This is a genomic window from Congregibacter litoralis KT71 (assembly GCF_000153125.2).
GTDB lineage: Bacteria > Pseudomonadota > Gammaproteobacteria > Pseudomonadales > Halieaceae > Congregibacter > Congregibacter litoralis.
The window spans coordinates 194,468-218,041 of sequence record NZ_CM002299.1 but is presented as its reverse complement, the minus strand read 5'-3'; the positions used below and the strand labels follow the sequence as shown (position 1 = coordinate 218,041).

Here is a 23,574-nt window from a genome sequence, read left to right as displayed (position 1 = left end):
ACTATTACTTTATCACGATTGTTTGCAGTGAAACCTCGACAGACTTACGCAGTTCTAGAGATCGACGGCCCAAATTAGTTAACCACTACAGCCAACCCTAGGTACAGAGCGAAGTAGAGCCCATAAGATTTATCGATTTTGTTGTGCTTGATGATGACCTATCCCCCAAGTTAAAACCATGGCTTGGATGTGGACTCATCGTGCTCATGGCGTTAATACCGGGGGATAATAGGTCAGGGCTCATCCACCTGCTTAAGCCTCCGTCTACTACACCGCCTCGGACAAACTATGCGGTCATCGGCCAACTTATGGGGTAACACAGACCAACTAGAACTTCGCCGAGACCACCTGGACGCAGGGCCTGCCGGACTGGATCGGCTGCTCCCACGTCCGCGCCTTCCGTTTCCTGGTCGGTGTGCCGGAACTGGTGGTGCCGGAAGCCACGATTGGGGGGTGATTGTGGTGCCCACCCCACGCAGCATGCGATTTTACCCCGCCAGATTGGGTCGGTTTTTCATCGAAACCCCCTATCAGCGACCAGCCAAAAAACCTAACTGACTGATAATAAACAAAATGTTGTGGAAAATTTACTTCATTTATCGTGACATTTTCTCAAATAGCGTGACACCCAACAGAACTCCTGCGCTTACACATCCAGGTTAGAAACGTACAACGCATTCTCTTCAATGAACTCCCGGCGAGGCTCCACCTGATCGCCCATCAGCGTGGTGAAAATTTCGTCGGCGCGCATGGCGTCGTCAACGGTGACCTGCAGCATGCGCCGACTTTCCGGATCCATGGTGGTTTCCCACAGTTGCTCGGGGTTCATCTCACCCAAACCTTTGTAGCGTTGGATATAGTAGCCACGGCGCGCTTCCGCCATTAGCCACTCCAGACCCGTCACGAAGTTCTGCGTCTGGTGGGTTTTTTCGCCTCGCTGAAAATAACCGGTCTCGTCGATGAGATCTTCGAGGGTGTCGCCCAAAGCCACCATCGCCGCATAGTCTTTGGATCGGAAGAATTCCGGCTTAAGCTGAATAGGTCGCTCAACGCCATGGGCAATCATACGTACGAGGGGGTACCAGTTTTCCTCATCATCGGTTTTGGGCTCAACAGAGTAGCTGGTTCCCTTGGTTTTTAGAGTTAGTAAGCGCTCACTCATAGCCTGGCAGTATTGTTCCACGGCAGCCTTGTCTGTGAGATCGGCCTCAGCCAGATGAGGGCCAAACACCAACTCCCACACCAGTTCCTCGGGGTAGTGGCGGCTGCGACGTTTCACAATCGCCTCAACGGAATGGTACTGCCTGATCAGGTCTGCAAGGGACTCACCGCTGATGGGTGGCGCATCAGCATTGACGTACAAGGCTGCGCCCTCAAGAGCTGATGACGTCAAAAATTCAGCCAGGGCGGCGTCATCTTTGAGGTACTGGTGCTGCTTGCCTTTACCCACCTTATAAAGCGGTGGCTGGGCAATAAACACATGGCCACGATCAATCAACTCACGCATCTGACGGAAGAAAAAGGTAAGTAGCAGCGTGCGAATATGGGATCCATCAACGTCAGCGTCGGTCATAATGATGATGCTGTGGTAACGCAGCTTGTCGGGATCGAACTCTTCCTTACCAATACCACAACCCAGCGCCGTCACCAGGGTACCTACTTCTACGGAGCTCAGCATTTTATCGAAACGCGCTTTCTCGACGTTCAGGATCTTGCCTTTGAGGGGCAGGATTGCCTGAAAACGGCGATTTCGGCCCTGCTTTGCAGAACCGCCGGCGGAGTCACCCTCCACCAGGTAAATCTCTGAAAGGGATGCATCTTTCTCCTGACAATCCGCCAGCTTGCCCGGTAAGCCGGCAATATCCAGCGCGCCTTTGCGGCGAGTCATCTCTCGCGCTTTACGGGCCGCTTCCCTCGCCCGTGCTGCATCCAGCATCTTGGTCACAATCGCCTTGGCTTCCCCGGGGCTCTCCAGGAGATATTCGCTAAAGCGGTTGTTCATGGCCTGTTCTACCGCCGATTTCACCTCGGAAGAAACCAGCTTGTCCTTGGTTTGCGATGAAAACTTGGGATCCGGCACCTTCACAGAAACAATTGCCGTCAATCCCTCTCGGGCATCGTCTCCCGTGGTGTTCACCTTGGCTTTTTTGGCCAGACCTTCGCGTTCGATGTAGCCGTTCAGCGTTCGCGTCAACGCCGAGCGAAAACCCGCAAGGTGTGTTCCACCGTCGCGCTGAGGGATGTTGTTGGTGTAGCAGAAGATATTTTCCTGGTAGGAGTCATTCCACTGGAGGGCGACCTCCACCGACATACCGTCATCTCCTTCGCTTTGGAAGTGAAACGCCTTATGCATGGGGGTTTTATTGCGATTCAGATAATCAACAAAGGCGTTTAGGCCGCCTTCATAAAAATAACGGTCCTCTTTACCCGAACGTTCGTCGTTCAGCAGAATTTCTATCCCGGAGTTAAGAAAAGCCAGCTCTCGCAAACGCTTGGCAAGCACATCAAACTCAAATTCGATATTGGTAAAGGTTTCTGCCGAAGGCTTGAAGCGAATCAAAGTACCTGTTTGGTTGGCTTCCCCGACATCCTGAAGAGCACCTTGGGGTACGCCGTGGGCGTAACGCTGCTCAAAGCGCCGTCCACCGCGCCAGATTGTGAGCCACAGCTCCTCCGACAACGCGTTTACGACAGAAACACCGACACCATGGAGCCCGCCAGAGACCTTGTAAGTGTTGTCATCAAACTTACCGCCTGCGTGAAGTACGGTGAGAATCACTTCTGCCGCCGAGACGCCCTCGTCGTGCATTTCTGTGGGTATACCGCGGCCGTCATCCTGCACGGACACGGATTCGTCCGGGTGAATCGTGATCAGAATTTTCGCGCAGTGTCCCGCCAGGGCCTCGTCGATGGAGTTATCGACGACCTCAAAGACCATGTGGTGCAGGCCCGTGCCGTCATCGGTGTCGCCGATATACATACCCGGGCGCTTTCGAACAGCGTCAAGACCCTTCAGAACCTTAATTTTCGACCCATCATAGTTCTCAGATGCATCGCTCATTGCACGTACTCCAGTGTTTTAGCGGCGTTACGCCGTTTTTCCGTTATCAATCGCTGAGGAAGCAAGGTCAACCTGGCCTTGTTTCACGTGAAACATCGCCACGTCGCTTTCAGATCCCAACCACGAAGCCGGTATCGCAGAGCGGGTGACGCAGGTAATTAGTGTTTGCACCTGCATGGCAGCCAAGGTCCTGCATACACGCTCACAGCGCTCAGCGTCTAATTCAGACGGCAAATCATCGATCAGATACAACACATTGCCTTGCTCACTCGCAAGAATTTGCCCCTGCGCGAGCTTCAGCGCACAAACAAGAAGCTTTTGTTGTCCCCGCGATAAGGTTTCTGCCGCGGAGTATCCCCCTACGGTTACGCGAATGTCTGCGCGCTGCGGCCCTGTTTGGGTAAACCCCTGCTCCTGATCAGACGTCAGGCTTCGCTGCAGCACCTCTTCGTAAGAGCTACTTGCATCCCAACCGCGACGATAAACCAGGGCTACCGGCCCAATCTCCGGTGCGAGCTCAGCAATTAATGGCTCAAACACCTCTCGGAGACTCTCTAAAAACCGCTCCCTTCCGGACGATACCCGCTCAGCATGAACCGCTAAATCCCGTGTCCATACCTGTAACTCTGAGGGGTCGAGTTTAGCACGACGAAGAAGATGATTCCTTTGTGTTAAAGCCCTTTGAAATCGCTGGCGACTGTCTCTCAGCTCATGTTCCACGTGAAACACCCCCCAGTCCAAAAACCGCCTCCGATTCGCCGGCTCGCCCACCAGAAGGTCGAAACTATCAGAGTTAATCAACAACAGCGGCAATTCATCAGCCAGGCGTGACACGGACCGGGACGGCTCTCCGGCCAGACGGAGGCTTATAGCGCCCGCTTTTTCCCGCTGGACGCCAATAGCCATGGAGCCCCCCGTAGGGGAGCGCCTTTCCCCCCGCACGACGTAACTCTCTTCGCCATGGCTTATAAGAGATTTTGCGCCACCCGAACGAAAGGAACGCGCGGTTCCCAATATATGAGCAGCCTCAAGAAGACTGGTCTTGCCGCTACCGTTAACGCCGTAAATGACATTGTGGAGCGCCAAAGGCCCGAGTTTGGCTTCCCGTAGGTTGCGTAAATGGTGAATATGAAGCGAGGCTAACAGGGGCGCACCCCTCCGCCCTTGCGGCTCAAAGCCGCATAGGCATTACAACGTACAGAGAGTCTCCGCCGTCGGTTTCTTCTAAAAGGGCGCTGCTATTGGGATCCGACAGCGAAAAGCGTATTTTCTCGCCACTCAGAACACCCAGGACATCCAGCAGGTAACCGACATTAAAGCCGATCTCCAGGGCGTCGCCGGAGTAATCAACCGGTAGGCTCTCTTCCGCCTGTTCCTGCTCCGGATTATTTGCAACTATTTCCAGGCTGCCCTCGGAAAGTTTGAGACGCACACCGCGGTATTTCTCGTTAGACAGAATAGCGGTACGGGTAAAGGCCTGGCGTAACTCCGTTCGTGAGCTTTGGACGATTTTGTCGGCTGCGCGGGGAAGCACCCGCTCATAATCCGGGAACTTCCCGTCGACAAGCTTCGAGGTAAAGGTGAATTCTGCAGTGGTGGCCCGCAGATGATTACTGCCGAGGATAATCGTGACGTCCTCATCATCACTTTGCATCAGGCGGGAAAGCTCAAGCACCCCTTTGCGCGGCAGGATCACCTGCGTATCTTCCAGGTCCTTGAGCGTTCCGGGAAAGGTACAAATCGCCAGCCGATGGCCGTCGGTAGCGACAGCGCGCAAACGACCCGCGCGCAGCTCCCAGTACATGCCGTTCAAATAGTAGCGAACATCTTGCTGGGCCATGGCAAAACCGGTGCGCTCGATAAGACGTCGAAGCTGGCCCTGCTTCAGCGTAAACTGATGGGTACCGATGCTGTCCTCGATGTTGGGGAATTCCCGCGCGGGAAGCGTGGCCAGGGTAAATCGGCTTCTACCGCTGCGGACCGTGGCCTTACCGTCCGCTACGGCAATTTCCAGATCTGCGCCGTCAGGCAGGCTCTTACAGATATCTGCCAGCTTTCGTGCAGGAACCGTGATCTCTCCAGCTTCACCAGCAGTCTCCAGATTAACGCGGCCGACTAGTTCAACCTCGAGATCCGTTCCGGTGATGGAGAGACGGTCTCCATCTAAATTCAACAAAACATTAGAAAGCACGGGTAACGTCTGTCGACGCTCCACAACTCCGGCCACCAGATTCAGTGGTTTGAGTAAGGCGTCACGAGAAACTCGGAATTTCATTAAATGTCCTTAAACCGGCAGCATTCGAGATAAAAAACACCCTAGTTTAGCGCATCATGCCCATGACCGGGCTATGAAAAAAACCAAATATTCCACCCTGGCTTCGGTCCGCAAACAAGGGCCTTTACCTTGATCAGGTCGTTAGAAGACGCAGGAGGTTTTTATAGTCTTCGTGGATATCTGAATTTGTTTCTCTAAGTTCGCGAATCTTTCGACAGGCATGGAGAACGGTCGTATGGTCGCGCCCTCCAAAGCTGTCGCCGATCTCAGGCAAACTGTAGTTCGTCAACTCTTTCGCTAATGCCATTGCCACCTGTCGCGGCCTTGCTACGGAGCGATTGCGTCGACGGGAATTCAAGTCCGCCACCTTGATCTTGAAGTACTCGGCAACCGTCCGTTGAATATTGTCGAGGCTGACCTGCTTGTCCTGGAGGGCAAGGAGGTCTTTAAGGCTCTCTTTTACCAGTTCGACATCGATCGGCCTGCGCGTGAAGTTAGCGCTCGCTATCACTCGCTTCAAGGCGCCCTCTAGCTCTCTCACATTAGAGCGAATTCTCTGCGCAATAAAAAAGGCCGCATCCGGGGGTAGGTTGAGCCGGGCCTGGGTCGCCTTATTCATCAAAATAGCAACGCGGGTTTCCAGGTCCGGCGGTTCCACGGCCACCGTGAGCCCCCAGCCAAAGCGGGATTTGAGCCGCTCCTCAAGACCGTCGATCTCCTTCGGATACCGATCGCAGGTAAGAATCATTTGCTGGCCACCTTCAAGCAATGCATTGAAGGTGTGGAAGAACTCTTCCTGGGAACGATCTTTTTTAGCAAAAAACTGGATGTCATCGATTAACAGTGCATCTACAGAGCGATAATAGCGCTTGAAGTCCGCAATAGCATTCAGCTGTAAGGCCTTAACCATATCGGCCACAAACCGCTCTGAATGGAGATACACGATCCGCGCATCGGGCTTGTTGAGTTTCAGGGCATTACCAACGGCATGCATGAGATGGGTTTTACCCAGACCGACACCGCCGTATAAAAAAAGTGGGTTATAGGCACCGCCGGGGTTTTCCGAAACCTGATTCGCGGCAGCAAGGGCAAGTTGATTGGATTTTCCCTCTACAAAGGTGCTGAAAGTGTAATTGCTCACCAGGTTGTGCTGGTGCTGTAGCGCCTCGTGAACTTCCGATTTACTGGCTTGACCGTAGTGGAGCGTTGTTTCTACCAGTGAGGGTGCCTGTCGCGGCTTTGCCGTGGGGTTTTCTGCGGAGGTACCTGCATTTGCCTCGACCTCTGTTGCCGCCGTACCACCAACCACAGCCAGGGCAGGACCCCGAGAAACAGGAGGTATCGCTGTTTGCACTGTTGCGGACATTGCTGTGTTTGGCGCTGTAGTCGGTGATGAAGCGGGGGCTGTCGCTAATGGGCGCGCGGACGTCACTCCCCCTGTCCCTGATGCACCCGCTGCAATCTCCAACCCCAACTCAGCGTCACCGGATTGGACCTCACGCAACAGCTGCGCAATCAGCTCCCCGTACTTATCACTGACGAAATCGCAGATAAAACGATTCGGCGCCAGCAACTGCAAAGCCTCGCCCGTATACGTAGCCTGAAGCGGTCTTATCCAAGTATTAAATTGTTGCGACGGTAATTCATCCTGCAAACGTGTTTTGCAGTGTGCCCATATGCTTTCTGACAAAGTTCACTCTCTCTTGTCGTCTGATCTTTAACATGCCTGTCAGACAATCAATTCTCATGGTTTTTTCTGATATTCAGCCATTTGTTAGCTTATAACTCTTGTCTTCTTACTTCTGACTTCTGACTTCTAAGTGCTAACAGCCAGCCGCCAACTTACTGCTGACACCAAACAATCACTTTTAACGCGATTTTCTGCCTGATGCGGCTTATTGCAGCGTTTTGCAGCCTTTTATGCCGAAACGTAACGACTTACCCTGCTCTCTCTTTACGCTTTACTCAGTATTTCCTTGCTAAGTTCAATTCTTCACTCTTAACCACTTTGAGCACCGCATTCTTTTATGCAAACGAGCGAGAACATGCCGGAGAAAGCGGCCCCAAGGGTATCTGTTGATATCCTTGCGACCGGCACCGTCGACGGGGCCATCATAGCGCCCCAATTCAGACTTATCCACAAACCTGGCAAAAAAATAACTACTATAAAAACTATAAATATCAATCACTTAATAAAAAATTGGGTATTCGTGTTAATTTATTTTGGGCAAACCGTTTAGCTAAAGATTTGTGAGTAAGTTGTGTATATCTTCGGGGGAAAGTGTTCATAAGCAGCCCCAGGCCACGCCAGTGCTGAATTTCGCCGCCTGTGTAAAACCTCAGATTTGTCGGGTGTTTGCGTCAGCAAAATTTGCGGCAAATTACTCAAGGCATCAGGGTGCTGGTCCATTGAATAAGCAGCGCCCAAGCACTACAATGCGCGGCCCAAATTTGCCAGCTCCTTAAAAAGAGTGACACTGGCACGTTTTAATCGACGAACCTACCGTGTTCAAACAGGTCGCATACCTGCACAGTAAACGGTGGGCTCGTAAAGAGACTTAAGCGAGTAGGAACATGAAGAGAACTTTTCAGCCCAGCGTGCTAAAGCGCAAGCGTACTCACGGTTTCCGTAGCCGCATGGCCACTAAAAGCGGACGCGCCGTTATCTCACGTCGTCGTGCGAAAGGTCGTAAGCGCCTCGCCGCCTGATACGCGTCATCTGACCCGAGAAGTGATAGGAGGCCGTTTCTGTGGCTGCGATGTTTCGCCCCAGCCAACGGCTTCTTACCGCTGACGATTACCGGCAGGTGTTTAAAGCCCCGGATCATAAAGCCGGGCAAAAAGAGTTGCTGTTATTGGCACGTCAGAATGATCTGACATGTCACCGACTTGGACTCGCAGTCGCAAAAAAACACGTCCCCACGGCAGTGAAACGAAACGTCATTAAGCGGCTGACGCGAGAGCATTTTCGCGCACTCTCTCCATCGACCCCTTCCTTTGATATTGTTGTCCTGACTCGGCCTGGTGCTCGAGACGCAACGGCAACACGTATAAAGGACGCACTGGTCAAACAGTTTACTCGCCTTGGCCTGACGGTCGCGCCTCAGTGAACGCTGTATTCACATCACTACTACGGGCGTTGATTCGCGGATACCAGCTATTTATCAGTCCTCTGTTGGGACATCACTGCCGGTACTACCCCAGTTGCTCCAGCTATGCTGTCGAGGCCATTGAAGAACACGGCGCCTGGAAAGGCTGCGGTCTTGCCGTCCGCCGTGTTCTCCGTTGCCATCCTTGGCATGAAGGGGGCGCAGACCCCGTTCCACCAGCCTGTCAACACCAGGATTAATTGATCATGGATATTCAACGCACGCTGCTTATCGGCGCGATCATGCTCCTATCGTTTATGTTGCTCACGGAGTGGGTGAACTTTAAGGCGGTTAAAGATGATGTCATCAGCACTGAAACGCGATTGACCGCAGGTCCCGACACACAAAGCAGTAATAAGCCAATTACGGGCATGACCGATACGGGCGATTTACCATCGGCCGCCGCTGCACCGGCAGTCGCCGAGCCCACAATCGGTATCGAGGATATCCCCGCCGTGGGCGCCGCAGTGGATACCAGCACCGAAGACACCGGTTCCGGTTCGGGTAACAACGGCAATATCATTCAGGTGTATACCGATAGTCTGCAGCTCGCTATCGATCTTAAGGGGGGGGACATTGTCGAAGTAGCCCTTCCGAAATTCCTCGCCGATATCGACGATCCTGACACCCCCTTTGTACTCCTTGAAAACAATTCCCGCCGGGTATACGTCGCTCAGAGCGGACTCATCGGCAAAAATGGTATCGATAGCAAGGCCAGGGCAAACTACCAGAGCACCGCAAGCCGCTATGAGATGGGGGCTGCTGATACGCTGGAAGTTGATCTGACATGGTCAAACGACGCGGGAATCGAGGTGACCAAACGCTTTCGCTTCCTTCGGGACAGTTATGTCGTTGACGTTGATTTCATCATCAACAACCAGAGTAGCGAGGCCTGGCAAGGCAACCTGTTTGGTCAGATTAAAAGAGACAGCAGCGCCGCGGATTCCGGCGGCGGCGGAAGCATGGGCATGCAGCCCTTTTTGGGCGCTGCAACCACAATGCCTGATGACCGCTTTAAAAAGTTCAGCTTTGAAGACATGCAGGACGACCCCTTCCGTGAGCAGAACATTGGCGGCTGGATCGCCATGATCCAGCACTATTTTCTGAGCGCATGGATTCCCAATCCTGAAAAAACCCACACCTACAGCACCCGTGTTACCAACAGCGGTTTTAACATCGCGGGATTTACCAGCCCGGCAGTTGTCGTTGCACCAGGCGCTCAACAGGAAGTAAGCGCTCGCTTTTACGCAGGACCCAAAGACCAGTACAGCCTCCAGGAGATCTCCCCCTTCCTGGAACTCAGCGTGGATTACGGTTGGCTGTGGTGGGTTGCACAACCGCTGTTCTGGTTGCTCACGAAGATATTCGCCGTGGTGGGTAACTGGGGTGTCGCCATCATCCTTCTGACGGTCCTGATCAAGGCCGTGTTCTTTAAGTTGTCTGCCACCAGCTATAAGTCCATGGCCAACATGCGACGGGTTCAGCCAAAAATGGCCGACATCCGCGAGCAATATGCCGACGATAAACAGAAGCAATCCCAGGCGATGATGGAGCTGTATAAGAAGGAAAAGATAAACCCCATGGGTGGGTGTTTACCGATTCTGGTACAGATGCCCGTATTTATTGCCCTGTACTGGATGCTCATGGAGAGCGTGGAGCTTCGCCACGCGCCCTTTATGTTGTGGATTGATGACCTCTCTGTCATGGATCCGTATTTTGTGCTGCCGCTAATGATGGGCGCGAGCATGTTTTTCATGCAGAAGCTCAACCCGCCGCCGCCCGATCCCATGCAGGCAAAAATCATGCAGTGGTTACCGGTCATCTTCACCTTCTTCTTCCTGTGGTTCCCCGCAGGACTGGTGCTCTATTGGGTGGTTAATAACCTCTTGTCCATGGCGCAGCAATACGTGATCACCCGGCAGATAGAGAACGCCGGCGCCAAAGCCTGATTCAATTGCTATGAATCTTATGGTGGGTGACAGCGATACTATCGTCGCTATTGCCACCGGCTCCGGTGCTGGCGGTGTAGGCATTATCAGGCTCTCCGGCCCTGACGCCTTTACCATCGCCCGTAAGATGACGGCCACTGACGCCAAAGCTCGCCAGGCGCATTTTGTTTCGATCGTCGACGGGCAAAACGCCGTCCTGGACCAGGGCCTTCTCCTCCAATTTCCCGGCCCCCATTCCTTCACCGGTGAAGATGTTGCTGAACTCCATTGTCACGGTGGGCCGGTGCTCCTGCGCACCGTGCTCCGGGAATGCATTTACCACGGAGCCCGACAGGCAACGCCCGGAGAATTCAGTCAGCGCGCTTTTCTCAATAACAAGATTGATTTGGTTCAAGCCGAGGCTATTGCTGATCTCATCAGCAGCAGCACGGAAGCGGCCGCCCGGAGCGCCAGTCGCTCCCTCACGGGCAGTTTTTCCGTGCAGGTTGACGCCCTGTTGGAGCAGCTCATCCGTTTGCGCGTATTCATCGAAGCCGCCATTGATTTTCCCGAGGAAGAAATTGATTTCATCGCGGAAAGCGACGTTCTTGAACGTCTGGAGACACTGGCGTCGTCTATCAATGCCTTATTGAAAAGCGCCCGACGGGGCAGAACGCTGCGTGATGGTTTAAAACTCGTCATCGCTGGCGCACCTAATGCGGGTAAATCCAGTCTGCTCAACCAGCTCGCTGAGCAAGACTCGGCTATTGTCACGGACATACCGGGAACAACCCGGGATCTCCTTCGCGAACACATTCAAATCGATGGTTTGCCACTACACATTGTCGATACCGCGGGGCTCCGAGATTCGGGAGACGCCATCGAGCAGGAAGGTATTCGACGGGCCCGCAGCGAGATGCAGAGCGCAGATCATATTCTGTTGGTTGTCGATAACAGCGGGGAATCAGCGCTTCTGGACGCCGCTACCCTGGTCAGCCACTACGAGGGCGACTTACCCGAGGCGGTACCCATCACTCTTATTCGCAACAAGTGTGATATCCAAAATATCCCAGCCACCTTTACTACCGGTGACATTAACGAAATCTGCCTCAGTGCCCTGCGCGGCGATGGGATCGACCTCCTTCGCCGTCATCTTCTGACAACCGCGGGCATCGCTGACACAGAAAGCTCCGATTTCAGTGCCCGGGAACGCCACGTCCTCGCCCTGGAGGAATGTGCCGGGCACCTTGCCCAGGGCTTGCTGCAACTAAAGGATCACGGGGCCGCTGAGCTCATCGCCGAAGACCTGCGCTACGCCCAGGATAGTCTTGGCAGTATTACCGGGTCGTTTAGCAGCGATGAGTTGCTCGGCGAGATTTTTGGCAGCTTTTGCATCGGTAAATAATGTAACCGGACTATCTGAGCAAACCAGGCTAACCGGTTCGGTAGGCGATCAATCCAAAGCGTTTCCCCAGCTTATCCACGTAAGTAATAAGTCCCGGTAAAAAAACGGTATGAAAAAAGTCTTAGCAGGGGACAAAGCCAGCGCTGTCAGCAAGTCTCGACTTATCCCAAATCCATGCGTCGCCCTTACAGGCTTCTTACAGACTCTGTTGACAGCCTTGTCATTGAGATAACGTATTGAATTTACTGGCGAAAACCGACTTATACGTAAAAAAAGGCTCCTTAATAACAACATCAATAAATAAACATACCTATATAAAGGTACTTAATTAATTATTTATAAACATAAACAAACCGCGTCTTGCAGGATTTTATGGCCGGCCTATAATCCGCGGCCCTTGCAATATCCGCAGACCGATTTTGCAAGGTACGAAGAATGACGCGAAAGACATTTTGACAACGACCAACATCAAAAAACACACCAGGAGAAACTTCTCTGGATAACCGGCCAGAGCAGCTACAATCGATCCATGGATTACCCATCACAATTTGATGTCATCGTTATCGGTGGCGGACATGCCGGCACTGAAGCTGCTCTAGCCTCAGCACGGATGGGCTGTGCGACGCTACTTCTGACCCATTCCGTTGATACTCTCGGGCAAATGTCCTGTAACCCGGCCATCGGTGGGATCGGTAAGAGTCACCTGGTTCGGGAAATCGATGCCCTTGGCGGCGCCATGGCAAAAGCCACGGACCAGGCGGGCATTCAATTTCGCGTTTTGAACAATCGTAAAGGTCCAGCCGTGCGTGCTACCCGCGCCCAGGCAGATCGTGTGCTGTACCGCAATGCAATTCGCGCAATCATTGAGGCCCAGGTGGGCTTGCAGGTGTTTCAGCAGGCTGTCGATGATCTGATTATTGAAAACGACACAGTGCAAGGTGTGGTGACGCAAACCGGGCTGCGTTTTAAGGCGCCGCGCGTCATTTTGACCACGGGCACTTTCCTTGGCGGAAAGATGCATATTGGCCTGACGCGCTCCGCAGGTGGACGGGCGGGTGATCCGCCATCCAACACCCTGGCGGAGCGGTTGCGGGAACTTCCCTTCCGTGTCGAGCGCCTGAAAACCGGTACGCCGCCCCGCCTGGATGCTCGCAGCATCGATCTCGACAGTCTGGAAAAACAGTGGGGCGACACCCCGCGACCCGTTATGTCGTTTTTAGGTGACCGCAGAGAACACCCGGAGCAGCGCTGCTGCTGGGTGGCTTACACCAACGAGCGCACCCACGAGATTATCCGTGCCGGGCTTGATCGCAGCCCTCTTTACACGGGCGTGATTGAGGGCGAGGGGCCCCGCTATTGCCCCAGCGTTGAAGACAAGGTTCAGCGCTTTGCCGACAAGGCCTCGCACCAGGTGTTTGTTGAGCCCGAGGGTCTGACGACCAACGAACTGTATCCCAACGGCATATCGACAAGCCTTTCCTTTGATGTGCAGATGGAATTGGTCCGCAGCATCAAAGGTTTTGAGAATGCGCATATCACCCGTCCCGGTTATGCCATCGAATACGACTTTTTTGATCCCCGGGATCTTTTGTCATCCCTGGAGACCCGCTCCGTCGCGGGTTTGTATTTTGCCGGTCAGATTAACGGCACAACGGGCTACGAAGAGGCCGCGGCTCAGGGATTACTGGCTGGCATCAATGCAGCCCTCGCAATTCGTGAAGAGGCGCCCTGGTGCCCTCGACGGGATGAGGCCTACCTCGGAGTGCTGGTGGACGACCTCATCACCATGGGTACGAAAGAGCCTTACCGCATGTTCACGTCCCGCGCCGAACATCGATTACTTCTGCGCGAAGACAATGCCGATCTGCGGCTAACGGAACAGGGGCGAAAGCTCGGTCTCGTGAACGACGAGCGCTGGGAGCAGTTCAGCCGTAAGCGAGACATCATCGTCTCGGAACAGCAGCGCCTGTCGCGGACCTTTGTGCAACCGGGAAGCACTGCCGCGCGGAGCCTCATCGGTAAACTTGGCAAGCCCCTGTCCCGGGAATACAGCTATGCCGAGTTACTCAAGCGTCCGGAGCTCGATTACTCAGATATCGCTGCCCTTGATTCCGATGCTGTGGATCATGAGCAGGCGGCCCTGCAGGTGAGTATCCAGGCTAAATATGCGGGCTATATAGATCGGCAGCGGGATGAAATCGATCGCGTGCGACGTTACGAGGGATTATCCCTGCCGGTGGATATGGATTATCTGCAGGTCTCCGGGTTATCCAATGAGGTTCGAGACAAGCTCATCGCGCAGAAACCCGAAACCCTGGGACGGGCATCCAGAATACCGGGGGTTACGCCGGCGGCCATATCCCTGCTGCTGGTGCACATGAAGCGCAAAAAAAGTACCGTCGATGCGGGTTCCCAAAGGGATGCGGCCTCAGGGTCTCCCCGGGGCGCCCGACAACAGACTCACTGATCAGTGGAAAAAGCTTTACGTCTGGGGCTCGAGGATCTCGGCCTGGATCTCAGCGAAGAGCAACAGGAGTTGCTGCTCCAGTACCTCAAATTACTGTCCCGGTGGAATAAGGCCTACAACCTCACCGCCATCCGTGACGAAGCGGTCATGGTGACTAAACATCTTCTGGATAGTCTTGCGGTGCTACCGCATCTGCGGGGACAGCGGTTTATCGATGTGGGCACGGGAGCCGGTTTGCCCGGCATTCCACTGGCGATCGCCCTTCCGGATAAACACTTTTCCCTCCTGGACAGTAACGGTAAGAAAACCCGGTTTCTGACTCATGCCGCTAACGAACTGTCCCTTGATAACGTTGAGATCGTAAAGTCCCGGGTAGCTGATTTTGTCCCCGGGGAGCGCTACGACGCGGTCCTGTCCCGCGCCTTTGCATCCCTCGATGCTATGATATCCGGCTGCGAGCACCTGTTGCTGCCGTCGGGAGAGTTTCTTGCCATGAAAGGGCAACGCCCTGATGATGAGTTGGAGCGCATTGATTGCAAATCATTGCCCGTTTCAATCACTGATTTAGACGTACCGGGGCTGCCTGAGTACCGCTGCTTGCTGCGGATCGGACCCAAGGTTAATTTGGACCTGCAATGAAGCGAATAAGCTAGTGGCACGCATAATAGCTATTGCCAACCAGAAGGGCGGTGTCGGAAAAACCACTACCTGCGTCAATCTCGCAGCCTCCCTGGCCGCTATGAGAAAGCGAGTCCTTCTGGTAGATCTCGATCCCCAGGGCAACGCCAGCATGGGGAGCGGTGTGGATAAGTACTCCCTGAAACGCAGCGTTTACGATGTTCTTGTCGAAGCCTGTGGTGTAGCCGATGCTGTTCAGGATGCAGCCGAAGGGGGGTTCATGGTCCTGCCGGCTAACGGCGATGTAACCGCGGCAGAGGTAGAGTTGATTCAGGTCGACGGCCGGGAAAGGCGCCTCCGAGCGGCTCTCGGGCAAGTGCAATCCAGCTACGATTACATCCTCATTGATTGCCCGCCGTCACTTAACCTGCTGACTTTAAATGGTTTGGTTGCTGCCGACGGGGTGATCATCGCAATGCAGTGCGAGTATTTTGCCCTCGAAGGTCTGTCGGCTCTCCTCGATACCATTGAGCAGGTTCGCTCCAGTGTTAACGTCGGCTTGGAGGTCGAAGGCATTTTGCGAACCATGTACGATCCCCGCAACAGTCTCACCAATGCGGTCTCATCCCAGTTACATGAACATTTTGGTGAAAAGGTCTATCGAACAGTCATCCCCAGAAATGTTCGTCTGGCAGAGGCGCCGAGTCATGGTGTTCCGGCCATGCATTACGACAAGTATTCCCGCGGGTCCCGAGCCTATATGGCTCTTGCTGGTGAAATGATCCGGCGTGAAGAGCGCCTCCTCTCATCAAACCGCGGGGTTGGAGTATAGCCATGGCCACTAAGCGTCGTAGCCTCGGTAAGGGTCTTGATGCACTCCTCGCAGGGAGTCAGCGCTCTGAGGAGCCATCATCAGCTCCCGAGGAAAGCAGCTCGGACAAAGGCCTGCTCCAGGAGCTTCCCGTGGACCTGATTCAGCGCGGGCAATACCAACCCCGACGGGACTTTGATCCCTTTGCCCTGCAGGAGCTGGCGGACAGCATCAAGGCCCAGGGGGTTATGCAGCCAATTGTCGTCAGACCCATCGCCAAAGAGCGTTTTGAAATCATTGCGGGAGAGCGGCGCTGGCGCGCAGTACAGCAGGCCGGGCTCGATACCATTCCTGCGCTGATTCGGAATGTCTCCGACGAATCGGCAATTGCCATGTCCCTCATCGAGAATATTCAGCGGGAGGACCTGAATCCTATCGAAGAGGCCTATGCTCTGGAGCGTCTGCAAAACGAGTTCGAGATGACCCAGCAGCAGGTTGCGGATGCCGTAGGTAAATCGCGGTCAGCGGTTGCCAATCTTTTACGTCTCATTGCCCTGGCACCAGATGTGCGAACTATGCTGGAGCACGGGGATCTGGATATGGGCCATGCCCGTTGCCTCCTGACCCTGGATGCCGAGCAGCAGGTGCAACTGGCACGACGTGTGGTCGCCAAAGGTCTGTCTGTCAGGCAGACGGAAGCTTTGGTGCGGCAACAGCAGTCTGAGAAACCGGCGGCTCAGCCAAAAACTCTCGATCCCAATATTCGAAGCCTTCAGGACGAGTTGTCACAAAAACTCGGCAGCGCCGTGCATATTCAACACAGTGCCAGCGGCAAGGGGAAGCTGATTCTCAACTACGGCAGTCTGGATGAGCTCGACGGTATCCTGAGCCACTTGAAGTAATTGGCGCTTAAAGTGCGTAAAAGCTACCAGATGTGGCTGTTATGAGCGTTCTTTCGCCTACATCTAGTACTTACCCGGATAGCAGGCTTAGTCCTTGTATTTCTTTAGCTTTTTATTCCCGTAACACCTCATCCCTTTGCTTGAACGCGGTAGGTATACCTCCTATAATGCGCCCGCCCAAATCAGGACGTACGAGTTAGTGGCGCAAGAAGGGGTGGGGGAAAAGGCTGTTCAGGCCGCGCACAAGACGCCCCCAAGGCCGCGGTATCTGCGGACCACCCTTATCCAGATGATGTTGCTGTTGTTGGTGGCTCCAAGTGTTTATTTGGTGGCCGGTTTAGCCAACGCGGTATCTCTGGTGTGTGGAGCGATGTGCGCTATCGTGCCTCAGGCTTATTTCGCGGTGCGAATCACCGCGGCGGCCCGGCAAAGCGCGCAACAGGCGGCGCGTCTCGGTTTGGGCGCAGAAGGCGGAAAATTTGTACTCAGTGCGGTGGCGTTTGCACTGACCTTTGCAGTTTTGCAGCCCGCGAGCCCCGGTTGGGTGTTTGCAGGCTTTGGCGTGTTTTGGGTGATACAGATAGTCGATGGTATCCGGCTGTTGCGCTCAAAGTAAGCACGTAAGCACGTAAGCACGTGATTACGTGGGTAATGTGCGGCATGTACGCTACCTACTCGTTAGTCATACGCTATGTAGGTCGCGTGTGTAGGGTTAGAAACGTTTATTGCGTTTAAAGCCTCAGCAATAACAGTCATGAATTGACCGTAGAGCTGAAGGGAAAAGGGTAAAAGGGCGAGAGCACAGATGGCAGGCGAATCTCAGACAATTTCAGACTATATCGTCCATCACCTGACGAACCTTACCTATGGAAAACTGCCCGGCGGTTATCATCGGCACGATGGCAGTACGGTCCAGGAAGGCGGCGTATGGACCATGGCTCACGGTGGCGAAGAAGCTGCCGCTATGGGCTTTAATGCCATACATATTGATTCCATGATCTGGTCTATCGGTCTCGGTATTATTTTCTGCTGGCTATTCCGAAGCATCGCCAAAAAGGCGTCCTCCGGTGTACCCACGGGCATGACGAACGCTATAGAGATGGTTGTGGGCTTCGTCGACAATACGGTGAAAGACACTTTTCACGGTCGGAATCCTGTCATAGCGCCTCTGGCACTCACGATTTTCGTCTGGGTGTTTCTTATGAACCTTATGGACCTTATCCCCGTCGATCTTATTCCTCACACCCTCATGCTGGTGGGGGTCGAATATCAGAAAATTGTGCCGTCCACAGACCCCAACATCACCATGGGCATGGCGGTGGGCGTTTTCGTACTCATGCTTTATTACTCCATCAAGGTAAAGGGTTTCGGCTTCGTCAAGGAACTCACGATGAACCCATTTAACCACCCGCTATTCATTCCCGTGAACCTGTTTATGGAAGTGGTAGGTCTTCTGGCCAAGCCTTTTTCCCTGGGGCTGCGTTTGTTCGGCAACATGTATGCGGGAGAGATGATTTTCATTCTGATCGCTGCATTGTTCAGCGCTGGCATCATGTGGATGTTACCTGCCGCCCTCATGCAGATAGGTTGGGCAATCTTCCATATTCTGGTGATCACTCTGCAGGCCTTCATTTTTATGGTCCTGACCATCGTGTACCTCAGCATGGCCCATGAAGACCATTAACAGAACCAACGATTTACGACCGATACACTGATTTACAAACGCACCTTTTAACTTTCAACACTGTGAGACTTTAGGAGAAAACAATGGAACTGATCTACGTTGCTGCTGCAATTATGATGGGCCTCGGTGGTCTTGGCGCCGCCATTGGCGTAGGCCTTCTCGGCGGTAAGCTGATCGAAGGTTCTGCCCGTCAGCCGGAGCTGGCACCCAAGCTGCAAACAACCTTCTTCCTGGGCGCTGGCCTGGTAGATGCCATCCCCATTATTGGTGTTGGTATCGCTATGTTCCTGATCTTCGTTGTTGCACCTGGTGCAGCGGCTTAATACGCCGGATTACTTATCCCATGACGGCGATTGTCGTCTGCGTGTTTTCGCAAGGAGCAGGTAGTGAATATTAACCTTACCCTCATCGGGCAAATGTTGGCGTTTGTAGCCTTCGTTGTCTTCTGCATGAAGTACGTGTGGCCACCTATTCTGGCCGCCATGCAGGAACGTGAGCAGAAGATCTCTGAAGGCCTCGCGGCTGCCGACCAGGCCAGCCACGATCTTGAACTGGCGAAAGAGAAAGCTGTTGAGCGTTTAAAAGAAGCCAAGGAAGAAGCAGCGGGCATCGTTGATGCCGCGAACCGCCGGGCTGCCCAGATTGTTGACGAAGCCAAAGAAGCGGCAGTAGCTGAAGCCGACCGCGTGAAAGCTGCGGCTCAGGCAGAGATAGAGCAGGAAAGCAACCGGGCGCGGGAACAGCTCCGCGGCCAGGTTGCCATGCTGTCTCTGGCCGGTGCTGAGAAGGTTCTGGGTGCGAGTATCGACGCTTCAGCTCACGCTGAACTTGTCGACAAGCTTGCCGCAGAGCTGTAGGCCGCACTGATGGCAGAACTCAGTACACTCGCACGACCCTATGCTCGGGCCGCTTTTGAATATGCCGACTCAGAAAATGCCCTGAGTGAGTGGTTGAGCGAGCTTCAGCTCATCGCGGCGGTAGTATCCGATGAAGCGGTGCAAAATCTTCTTGGCGATCCCTCGCTTACCACTGAGAAACAGGCGGAAACTTTTGTCAGTCTCATGGGTGATGAGCTCGGTGAAAGCCGCAAGCGTTTTCTCCACGTGTTGGCTGAGAACCGTCGCTTAGGCCTGGTACCGAATATTCTCGAGCTGTTTGCCCAGTTAAAGGCACAGCGCGAGCAGAGCGTCGATGTAGAAATGGTATCGCCTTTCGAAGTACCCGATACGGTCAGGGATCGCATCGCTCAGGCCCTTGGCAAACGCCTCGAGCGTGAGGTTGTTGTCAGCACCAGTATCGACAGCAGCCTGTTAGGCGGGGTACTGATTCGCGCAGGCGACCTGGTTATCGATGGCAGTGTTCGCGGGCGGCTGAACAAGCTTGCCGAAGCACTGACAAACTAGTTTTTGAGGAACAGATCATGCAGCAACTGAATCCATCTGAAATAAGCGATCTGATTCGCCAGCGAATCGATCAGCTGGACGTCAGCAGCGAAGCACGTAATGTCGGAACCATTGTTTCCGTTACCGACGGTATTATTCGCATCCACGGTCTCACCGAAGTTATGTACGGCGAGATGATCGAGTTTGACGGCGGCGTTTATGGAATGGCGCTTAACCTTGAGCGTGACTCTGTGGGTGCGGTTGTTCTTGGTGATTACAAAGGTCTGGCGGAAGGTCAGTCCTGCCGCTGCACCGGTCGAATTCTTGAAGTTCCCGTGGGTCCTGAGCTTCAGGGTCGCGTGGTCGACGCCCTGGGCTCGCCTATCGATGGCAAGGGTCCCGTGAATGCGGCGATGACCGATGCTCTTGAAAAGGTTGCTCCCGGTGTTATCGCCCGTCAATCCGTAGACCAGCCCGTGCAAATTGGCCTGAAAGCTATTGATGCCATGGTCCCCATCGGTCGTGGTCAGCGAGAGCTGATCATTGGTGACCGCCAGATTGGTAAGACGGCAATTGCTGTCGACGCGATCATCAACCAGAAGGGCACGGGCATTAAATGTGTCTACGTTGCCGTTGGTCAGAAGACATCTTCAGTAGCGGCCGTTGTGCGAAAACTCGAAGAACACGGCGCCATGGATCACACCATTGTTGTGGCTGCCAACGCTTCGGACCCTGCAGCCATGCAGTACCTGGCGCCTTTTGCCGGTTGCACCATGGGTGAGTATTACCGTGACCGCGGTGAAGATGCACTGATCATTTACGATGACCTCAGTAAGCAGGCTGTCGCCTACCGTCAGATTTCACTGTTGCTCCGTCGTCCTCCGGGTCGTGAAGCTTATCCCGGTGACGTTTTCTATTTGCACTCGCGTCTTCTGGAGCGAGCGGCACGGGTTAACGCGGACTACGTTGAAAAGTTCACGGATGGGGCTGTTAAGGGCAAGACCGGGTCCCTGACCGCCTTGCCGGTTATTGAAACCCAGGCCGGTGACGTCTCTGCCTTTGTACCGACCAACGTGATTTCCATCACCGACGGCCAGATTTTCCTTGAGACCGATATGTTCAACTCCGGTATACGTCCGGCGATGAATGCCGGTATCTCTGTATCGCGGGTCGGTGGTGCAGCACAGACCAAGGTGATCAAGAAGCTCTCCGGTGGTATCCGGACCGCACTGGCCCAGTATCGTGAACTCGCGGCTTTTTCTCAGTTCGCCTCGGATCTCGATGAAGCCACGAAGGCCCAGCTTGATCACGGCGAGCGCGTTACGGAACTTATGAAGCAGAAGCAGTACTCTCCGCAGAGCATCGCGGAAATGGGTCTCATGCTCTATGCGGCTAACGAGGGCCACCTGAAGGATGTAGAGGTCGAGAAGATCGGTGATTTCGAATCTGCTCTGCTGTCTTATGCCCATGCTGAGCATGGCGACTTCATGCAGAAGATCGTTGAATCCGGTGATTACAGTGACGAGATTTCGAGCACCTTCGAATCGCTGATTCAGAACTTCAAGTCCACACAGACTTACTGAGTCCGGAGACGCACTAATGGCAGCCGGTAAGGAAGTTCGCACAAAGATCACGAGCATCCAGAGCACTCAGAAAATCACGAGTGCGATGGAGATGGTCGCCGCGAGTAAGATGCGCAAGGCCCAAGACCGCATGGAAGTCGGCAAGCCCTATGCCCGACGTATTCGCTCGGTTGTTGGTCACATCGCCAACTCGGCACCGGAATACCGTCACGTCTATATGGAAGAGCGTGAAGTCAAGCGCGTGGGCTTCATCATCGTGTCTACGGATCGCGGTTTATGCGGCGGTCTGAACATGAACCTCTTCAAGGCCACGATACGCGCCATGAAAGAGTGGGCTGATCAGGATATCGAGATCGACCTGTCTCTCATCGGCAGTAAAGCCATTGCCTTCTTTAACAGCTATGGCGGCAACGTTATTGCGGTGGCCCGGGATATCGGTGAAGAGCCTTCTCTCGAGGATCTTATCGGTGGTGTAAAAACCATGCTCGACGCTTACGAAGACGGCAGGATCGATCGTCTGTTCCTTGTGAGCAACGAGTTTGTGAACACCATGACGCAAACGCCGACGGTAGAGCAGGTGCTTCCGCTGCAGGCAGAAGACAGTGAAGAAATGGCCCATCACTGGGACTACATCTACGAGCCCGAAGCCCGCGACCTTCTCGAAGGGTTGTTAAGGCGGTACATCGAGTCCCAGGTTTATCAGGCGGTGATTGAAAACGCGGCTTGTGAACAGGCTGCACGAATGCTGGCGATGAAGAACGCAACAGACAACGCTGGCGATCTCATCGATGAACTTCAGTTGATTTACAACAAGGCCCGTCAGGCTGCGATTACTCAAGAGCTTTCTGAGATCGTAAGCGGCGCGGCTGCTATCAGTTAAAGAGAAGAGGAACACACATGAGTAGCGGACGAGTCGTACAGATCATCGGCGCGGTAATCGACGTGGAATTTCCCCGTGATTCTGTGCCGCGGGTTTATGACGCGCTGAAAATTACAGAGAAGGACATCACTCTGGAAGTTCAGCAGCAGCTTGGCGATGGCGTGGTACGTACCATTGCCATGGGTTCCTCCGAGGGCCTGTCCCGCGGACTGGGCGTCGATAACACCGGCGCTCCCATTGCGGTTCCCGTGGGTGGCGAAACCCTGGGTCGCATCATGGATGTGCTGGGTAATCCTATCGATGAGCGTGGCCCCATCGGTGAAAAAGAACGCGCGTCAATTCACCGCGCCGCACCGACCTATGAAGAACTGTCTGCATCTGACGATCTTCTGGAAACCGGTATCAAGGTTATTGATCTGGTCTGCCCCTTCGCAAAAGGCGGTAAGGTCGGACTGTTTGGTGGTGCCGGTGTTGGTAAAACCGTCAACATGATGGAGCTGATTAACAATATTGCATTGCAACATTCCGGCTTGTCCGTATTCGCCGGTGTGGGTGAGCGAACCCGGGAAGGTAACGACTTCTACTACGAAATGCAGGAGTCCAAGGTTGTTGATATTGAGAACCCCTCAAACTCGAAAGTAGCCATGGTGTACGGCCAGATGAATGAGCCGCCCGGAAACCGCCTCCGGGTTGCCCTCACCGGTTTGACCATGGCTGAGAAGTTCCGTGACGAAGGTCGTGACGTGTTGCTGTTTGTTGACAACATCTATCGTTACACCCTCGCGGGAACCGAAGTATCGGCACTGCTGGGTCGTATGCCATCAGCGGTGGGCTACCAGCCTACCCTGGCTGAGGAAATGGGTGCATTGCAGGAGCGTATTACCTCTACGAAGACGGGCTCTATTACGTCTATCCAGGCGGTATACGTACCTGCGGATGACCTGACGGATCCCTCGCCTGCTACGACCTTCGCGCACCTGGACTCCACAGTTGTACTGTCACGGGATATTGCTGCAAAAGGTATTTACCCGGCGGTAGATCCTCTGGACTCTACGTCCCGTCAGCTTGATCCCCTGCTCATCGGTAACGAGCATTACGAAGCGGCTCGCGGTGTACAGAACGTGCTTCAGCGTTACAAAGAGCTCAAGGACATCATCGCCATTCTCGGCATGGACGAGCTGTCGGAAGAAGACAAGCAGACCGTTGATCGCGCTCGTAAGATCGAGCGTTTTCTGTCTCAGCCCTTCCACGTGGCGGAAATCTTCACCGGTGCACCTGGTAAGTACGTGTCTCTCAAGGACACTATCGCCGGCTTTAACGCTATTCTGGCTGGTGAATACGATCACCTGCCCGAGCAGGCCTTCTACATGGTGGGCAGCATTGATGAGGCCGTCGAAAAAGCCAAGAATCTGTAAATCGTAGTTTAAAA

21 protein-coding genes are annotated in these 23,574 nt (G+C 54.0%); 17 read left to right on the top strand and 4 right to left on the bottom strand.

Annotated elements, in window-relative coordinates; translation table 11 throughout:
• Positions 1-646: 646 nt before the first annotated feature.
• The 4 genes from gyrB to dnaA form a co-directional block, all read right to left on the bottom strand.
• On the bottom strand, positions 647-3,061 hold the full coding sequence (gene gyrB / locus KT71_RS01025) for a DNA topoisomerase (ATP-hydrolyzing) subunit B (RefSeq protein ID WP_008293372.1): 2,415 nt from the start codon (positions 3,059-3,061) through the stop codon (positions 647-649).
• A 27-nt stretch (positions 3,062-3,088) separates the two neighbouring features.
• Entirely contained in the window at positions 3,089-4,207 is a 1,119-nt protein-coding gene (gene recF / locus KT71_RS01020) for a DNA replication/repair protein RecF (RefSeq protein WP_040362088.1), read from the bottom strand.
• Positions 4,208-4,232: 25 nt separating this feature from the next.
• Positions 4,233-5,336, bottom strand: coding sequence for a DNA polymerase III subunit beta (dnaN, locus tag KT71_RS01015; RefSeq protein WP_008293374.1), 1,104 nt, complete (start codon positions 5,334-5,336; stop codon positions 4,233-4,235).
• Positions 5,337-5,469: 133 nt separating this feature from the next.
• Positions 5,470-7,026: a chromosomal replication initiator protein DnaA gene (dnaA, locus tag KT71_RS01010; protein WP_040362087.1), complete on the bottom strand. Its 1,557-nt coding sequence runs from the start codon at positions 7,024-7,026 to the stop codon at positions 5,470-5,472.
• 884 nt (positions 7,027-7,910) lie between these two features.
• Between dnaA and rpmH the strand changes: the two genes are divergently transcribed.
• From rpmH to atpD, 17 genes are all read left to right on the top strand, one after another.
• On the top strand, positions 7,911-8,045 hold the full coding sequence (rpmH, locus tag KT71_RS19955; protein WP_084566938.1) for a 50S ribosomal protein L34: 135 nt from the start codon (positions 7,911-7,913) through the stop codon (positions 8,043-8,045).
• 50 nt (positions 8,046-8,095) lie between these two features.
• Positions 8,096-8,446 carry a ribonuclease P protein component gene (gene rnpA, locus KT71_RS01000; RefSeq protein WP_040362086.1) on the top strand — a complete coding sequence of 117 codons (351 nt, stop codon included), beginning with the start codon at positions 8,096-8,098 and terminating at the stop codon, positions 8,444-8,446.
• Positions 8,443-8,685, top strand: coding sequence for a membrane protein insertion efficiency factor YidD (yidD, locus tag KT71_RS19950; protein WP_008293378.1), 243 nt, complete (start codon positions 8,443-8,445; stop codon positions 8,683-8,685). Before rnpA ends, yidD begins: the two co-directional genes overlap by 4 nt.
• A 6-nt stretch (positions 8,686-8,691) precedes the next feature.
• Complete coding sequence (gene yidC / locus KT71_RS00990; RefSeq protein WP_008293379.1) at positions 8,692-10,434, top strand: membrane protein insertase YidC; 1,743 nt, start codon at positions 8,692-8,694, stop codon at positions 10,432-10,434.
• 10 nt (positions 10,435-10,444) lie between these two features.
• Positions 10,445-11,818, top strand: coding sequence for a tRNA uridine-5-carboxymethylaminomethyl(34) synthesis GTPase MnmE (gene mnmE / locus KT71_RS00985; RefSeq protein WP_008293380.1), 1,374 nt, complete (start codon positions 10,445-10,447; stop codon positions 11,816-11,818).
• Between the two features lie 529 nt (positions 11,819-12,347).
• Positions 12,348-14,285 carry a tRNA uridine-5-carboxymethylaminomethyl(34) synthesis enzyme MnmG gene (gene mnmG, locus KT71_RS00980; protein ID WP_023659768.1) on the top strand — a complete coding sequence of 646 codons (1,938 nt, stop codon included), beginning with the start codon at positions 12,348-12,350 and terminating at the stop codon, positions 14,283-14,285.
• A 3-nt stretch (positions 14,286-14,288) separates the two neighbouring features.
• On the top strand, positions 14,289-14,924 hold the full coding sequence (gene rsmG / locus KT71_RS00975) for a 16S rRNA (guanine(527)-N(7))-methyltransferase RsmG (RefSeq protein ID WP_008293382.1): 636 nt from the start codon (positions 14,289-14,291) through the stop codon (positions 14,922-14,924).
• Between the two features lie 13 nt (positions 14,925-14,937).
• The gene (locus tag KT71_RS00970; protein ID WP_008293383.1) at positions 14,938-15,735 is read left to right on the top strand and encodes a ParA family protein; all 798 of its coding nucleotides are present in this window, start codon (positions 14,938-14,940) and stop codon (positions 15,733-15,735) included.
• Between the two features lie 2 nt (positions 15,736-15,737).
• Positions 15,738-16,616 (top strand): ParB/RepB/Spo0J family partition protein, encoded by an 879-nt coding sequence (locus KT71_RS00965; RefSeq protein WP_008293384.1) that lies wholly within the window; start codon positions 15,738-15,740, stop codon positions 16,614-16,616.
• Between the two features lie 136 nt (positions 16,617-16,752).
• A complete protein-coding gene (locus KT71_RS00960) occupies positions 16,753-17,232 on the top strand; it encodes an ATP synthase subunit I (protein ID WP_008293385.1) in 480 nt (159 codons plus the stop codon).
• A gap of 189 nt (positions 17,233-17,421) precedes the next feature.
• Positions 17,422-18,300, top strand: a complete 879-nt coding sequence (gene atpB / locus KT71_RS00955) for a F0F1 ATP synthase subunit A (protein WP_008293386.1) — start codon at positions 17,422-17,424, stop codon at positions 18,298-18,300.
• An 83-nt stretch (positions 18,301-18,383) separates the two neighbouring features.
• On the top strand, positions 18,384-18,623 hold the full coding sequence (gene atpE, locus KT71_RS00950) for a F0F1 ATP synthase subunit C (RefSeq protein ID WP_008293388.1): 240 nt from the start codon (positions 18,384-18,386) through the stop codon (positions 18,621-18,623).
• A gap of 63 nt (positions 18,624-18,686) precedes the next feature.
• Positions 18,687-19,157: a F0F1 ATP synthase subunit B gene (locus KT71_RS00945; RefSeq protein ID WP_008293390.1), complete on the top strand. Its 471-nt coding sequence runs from the start codon at positions 18,687-18,689 to the stop codon at positions 19,155-19,157.
• Positions 19,158-19,166: 9 nt separating this feature from the next.
• Positions 19,167-19,703, top strand: coding sequence for a F0F1 ATP synthase subunit delta (locus KT71_RS00940; RefSeq protein ID WP_008293391.1), 537 nt, complete (start codon positions 19,167-19,169; stop codon positions 19,701-19,703).
• Positions 19,704-19,720: 17 nt separating this feature from the next.
• Positions 19,721-21,265 carry a F0F1 ATP synthase subunit alpha gene (gene atpA / locus KT71_RS00935; RefSeq protein WP_008293392.1) on the top strand — a complete coding sequence of 515 codons (1,545 nt, stop codon included), beginning with the start codon at positions 19,721-19,723 and terminating at the stop codon, positions 21,263-21,265.
• Positions 21,266-21,281: 16 nt separating this feature from the next.
• Entirely contained in the window at positions 21,282-22,145 is an 864-nt protein-coding gene (atpG, locus tag KT71_RS00930) for a F0F1 ATP synthase subunit gamma (RefSeq protein WP_008293393.1), read from the top strand.
• 17 nt (positions 22,146-22,162) lie between these two features.
• Complete coding sequence (atpD, locus tag KT71_RS00925) at positions 22,163-23,560, top strand: F0F1 ATP synthase subunit beta (RefSeq protein ID WP_008293394.1); 1,398 nt, start codon at positions 22,163-22,165, stop codon at positions 23,558-23,560.
• The last annotated feature ends 14 nt before the right edge of the window (positions 23,561-23,574 follow it).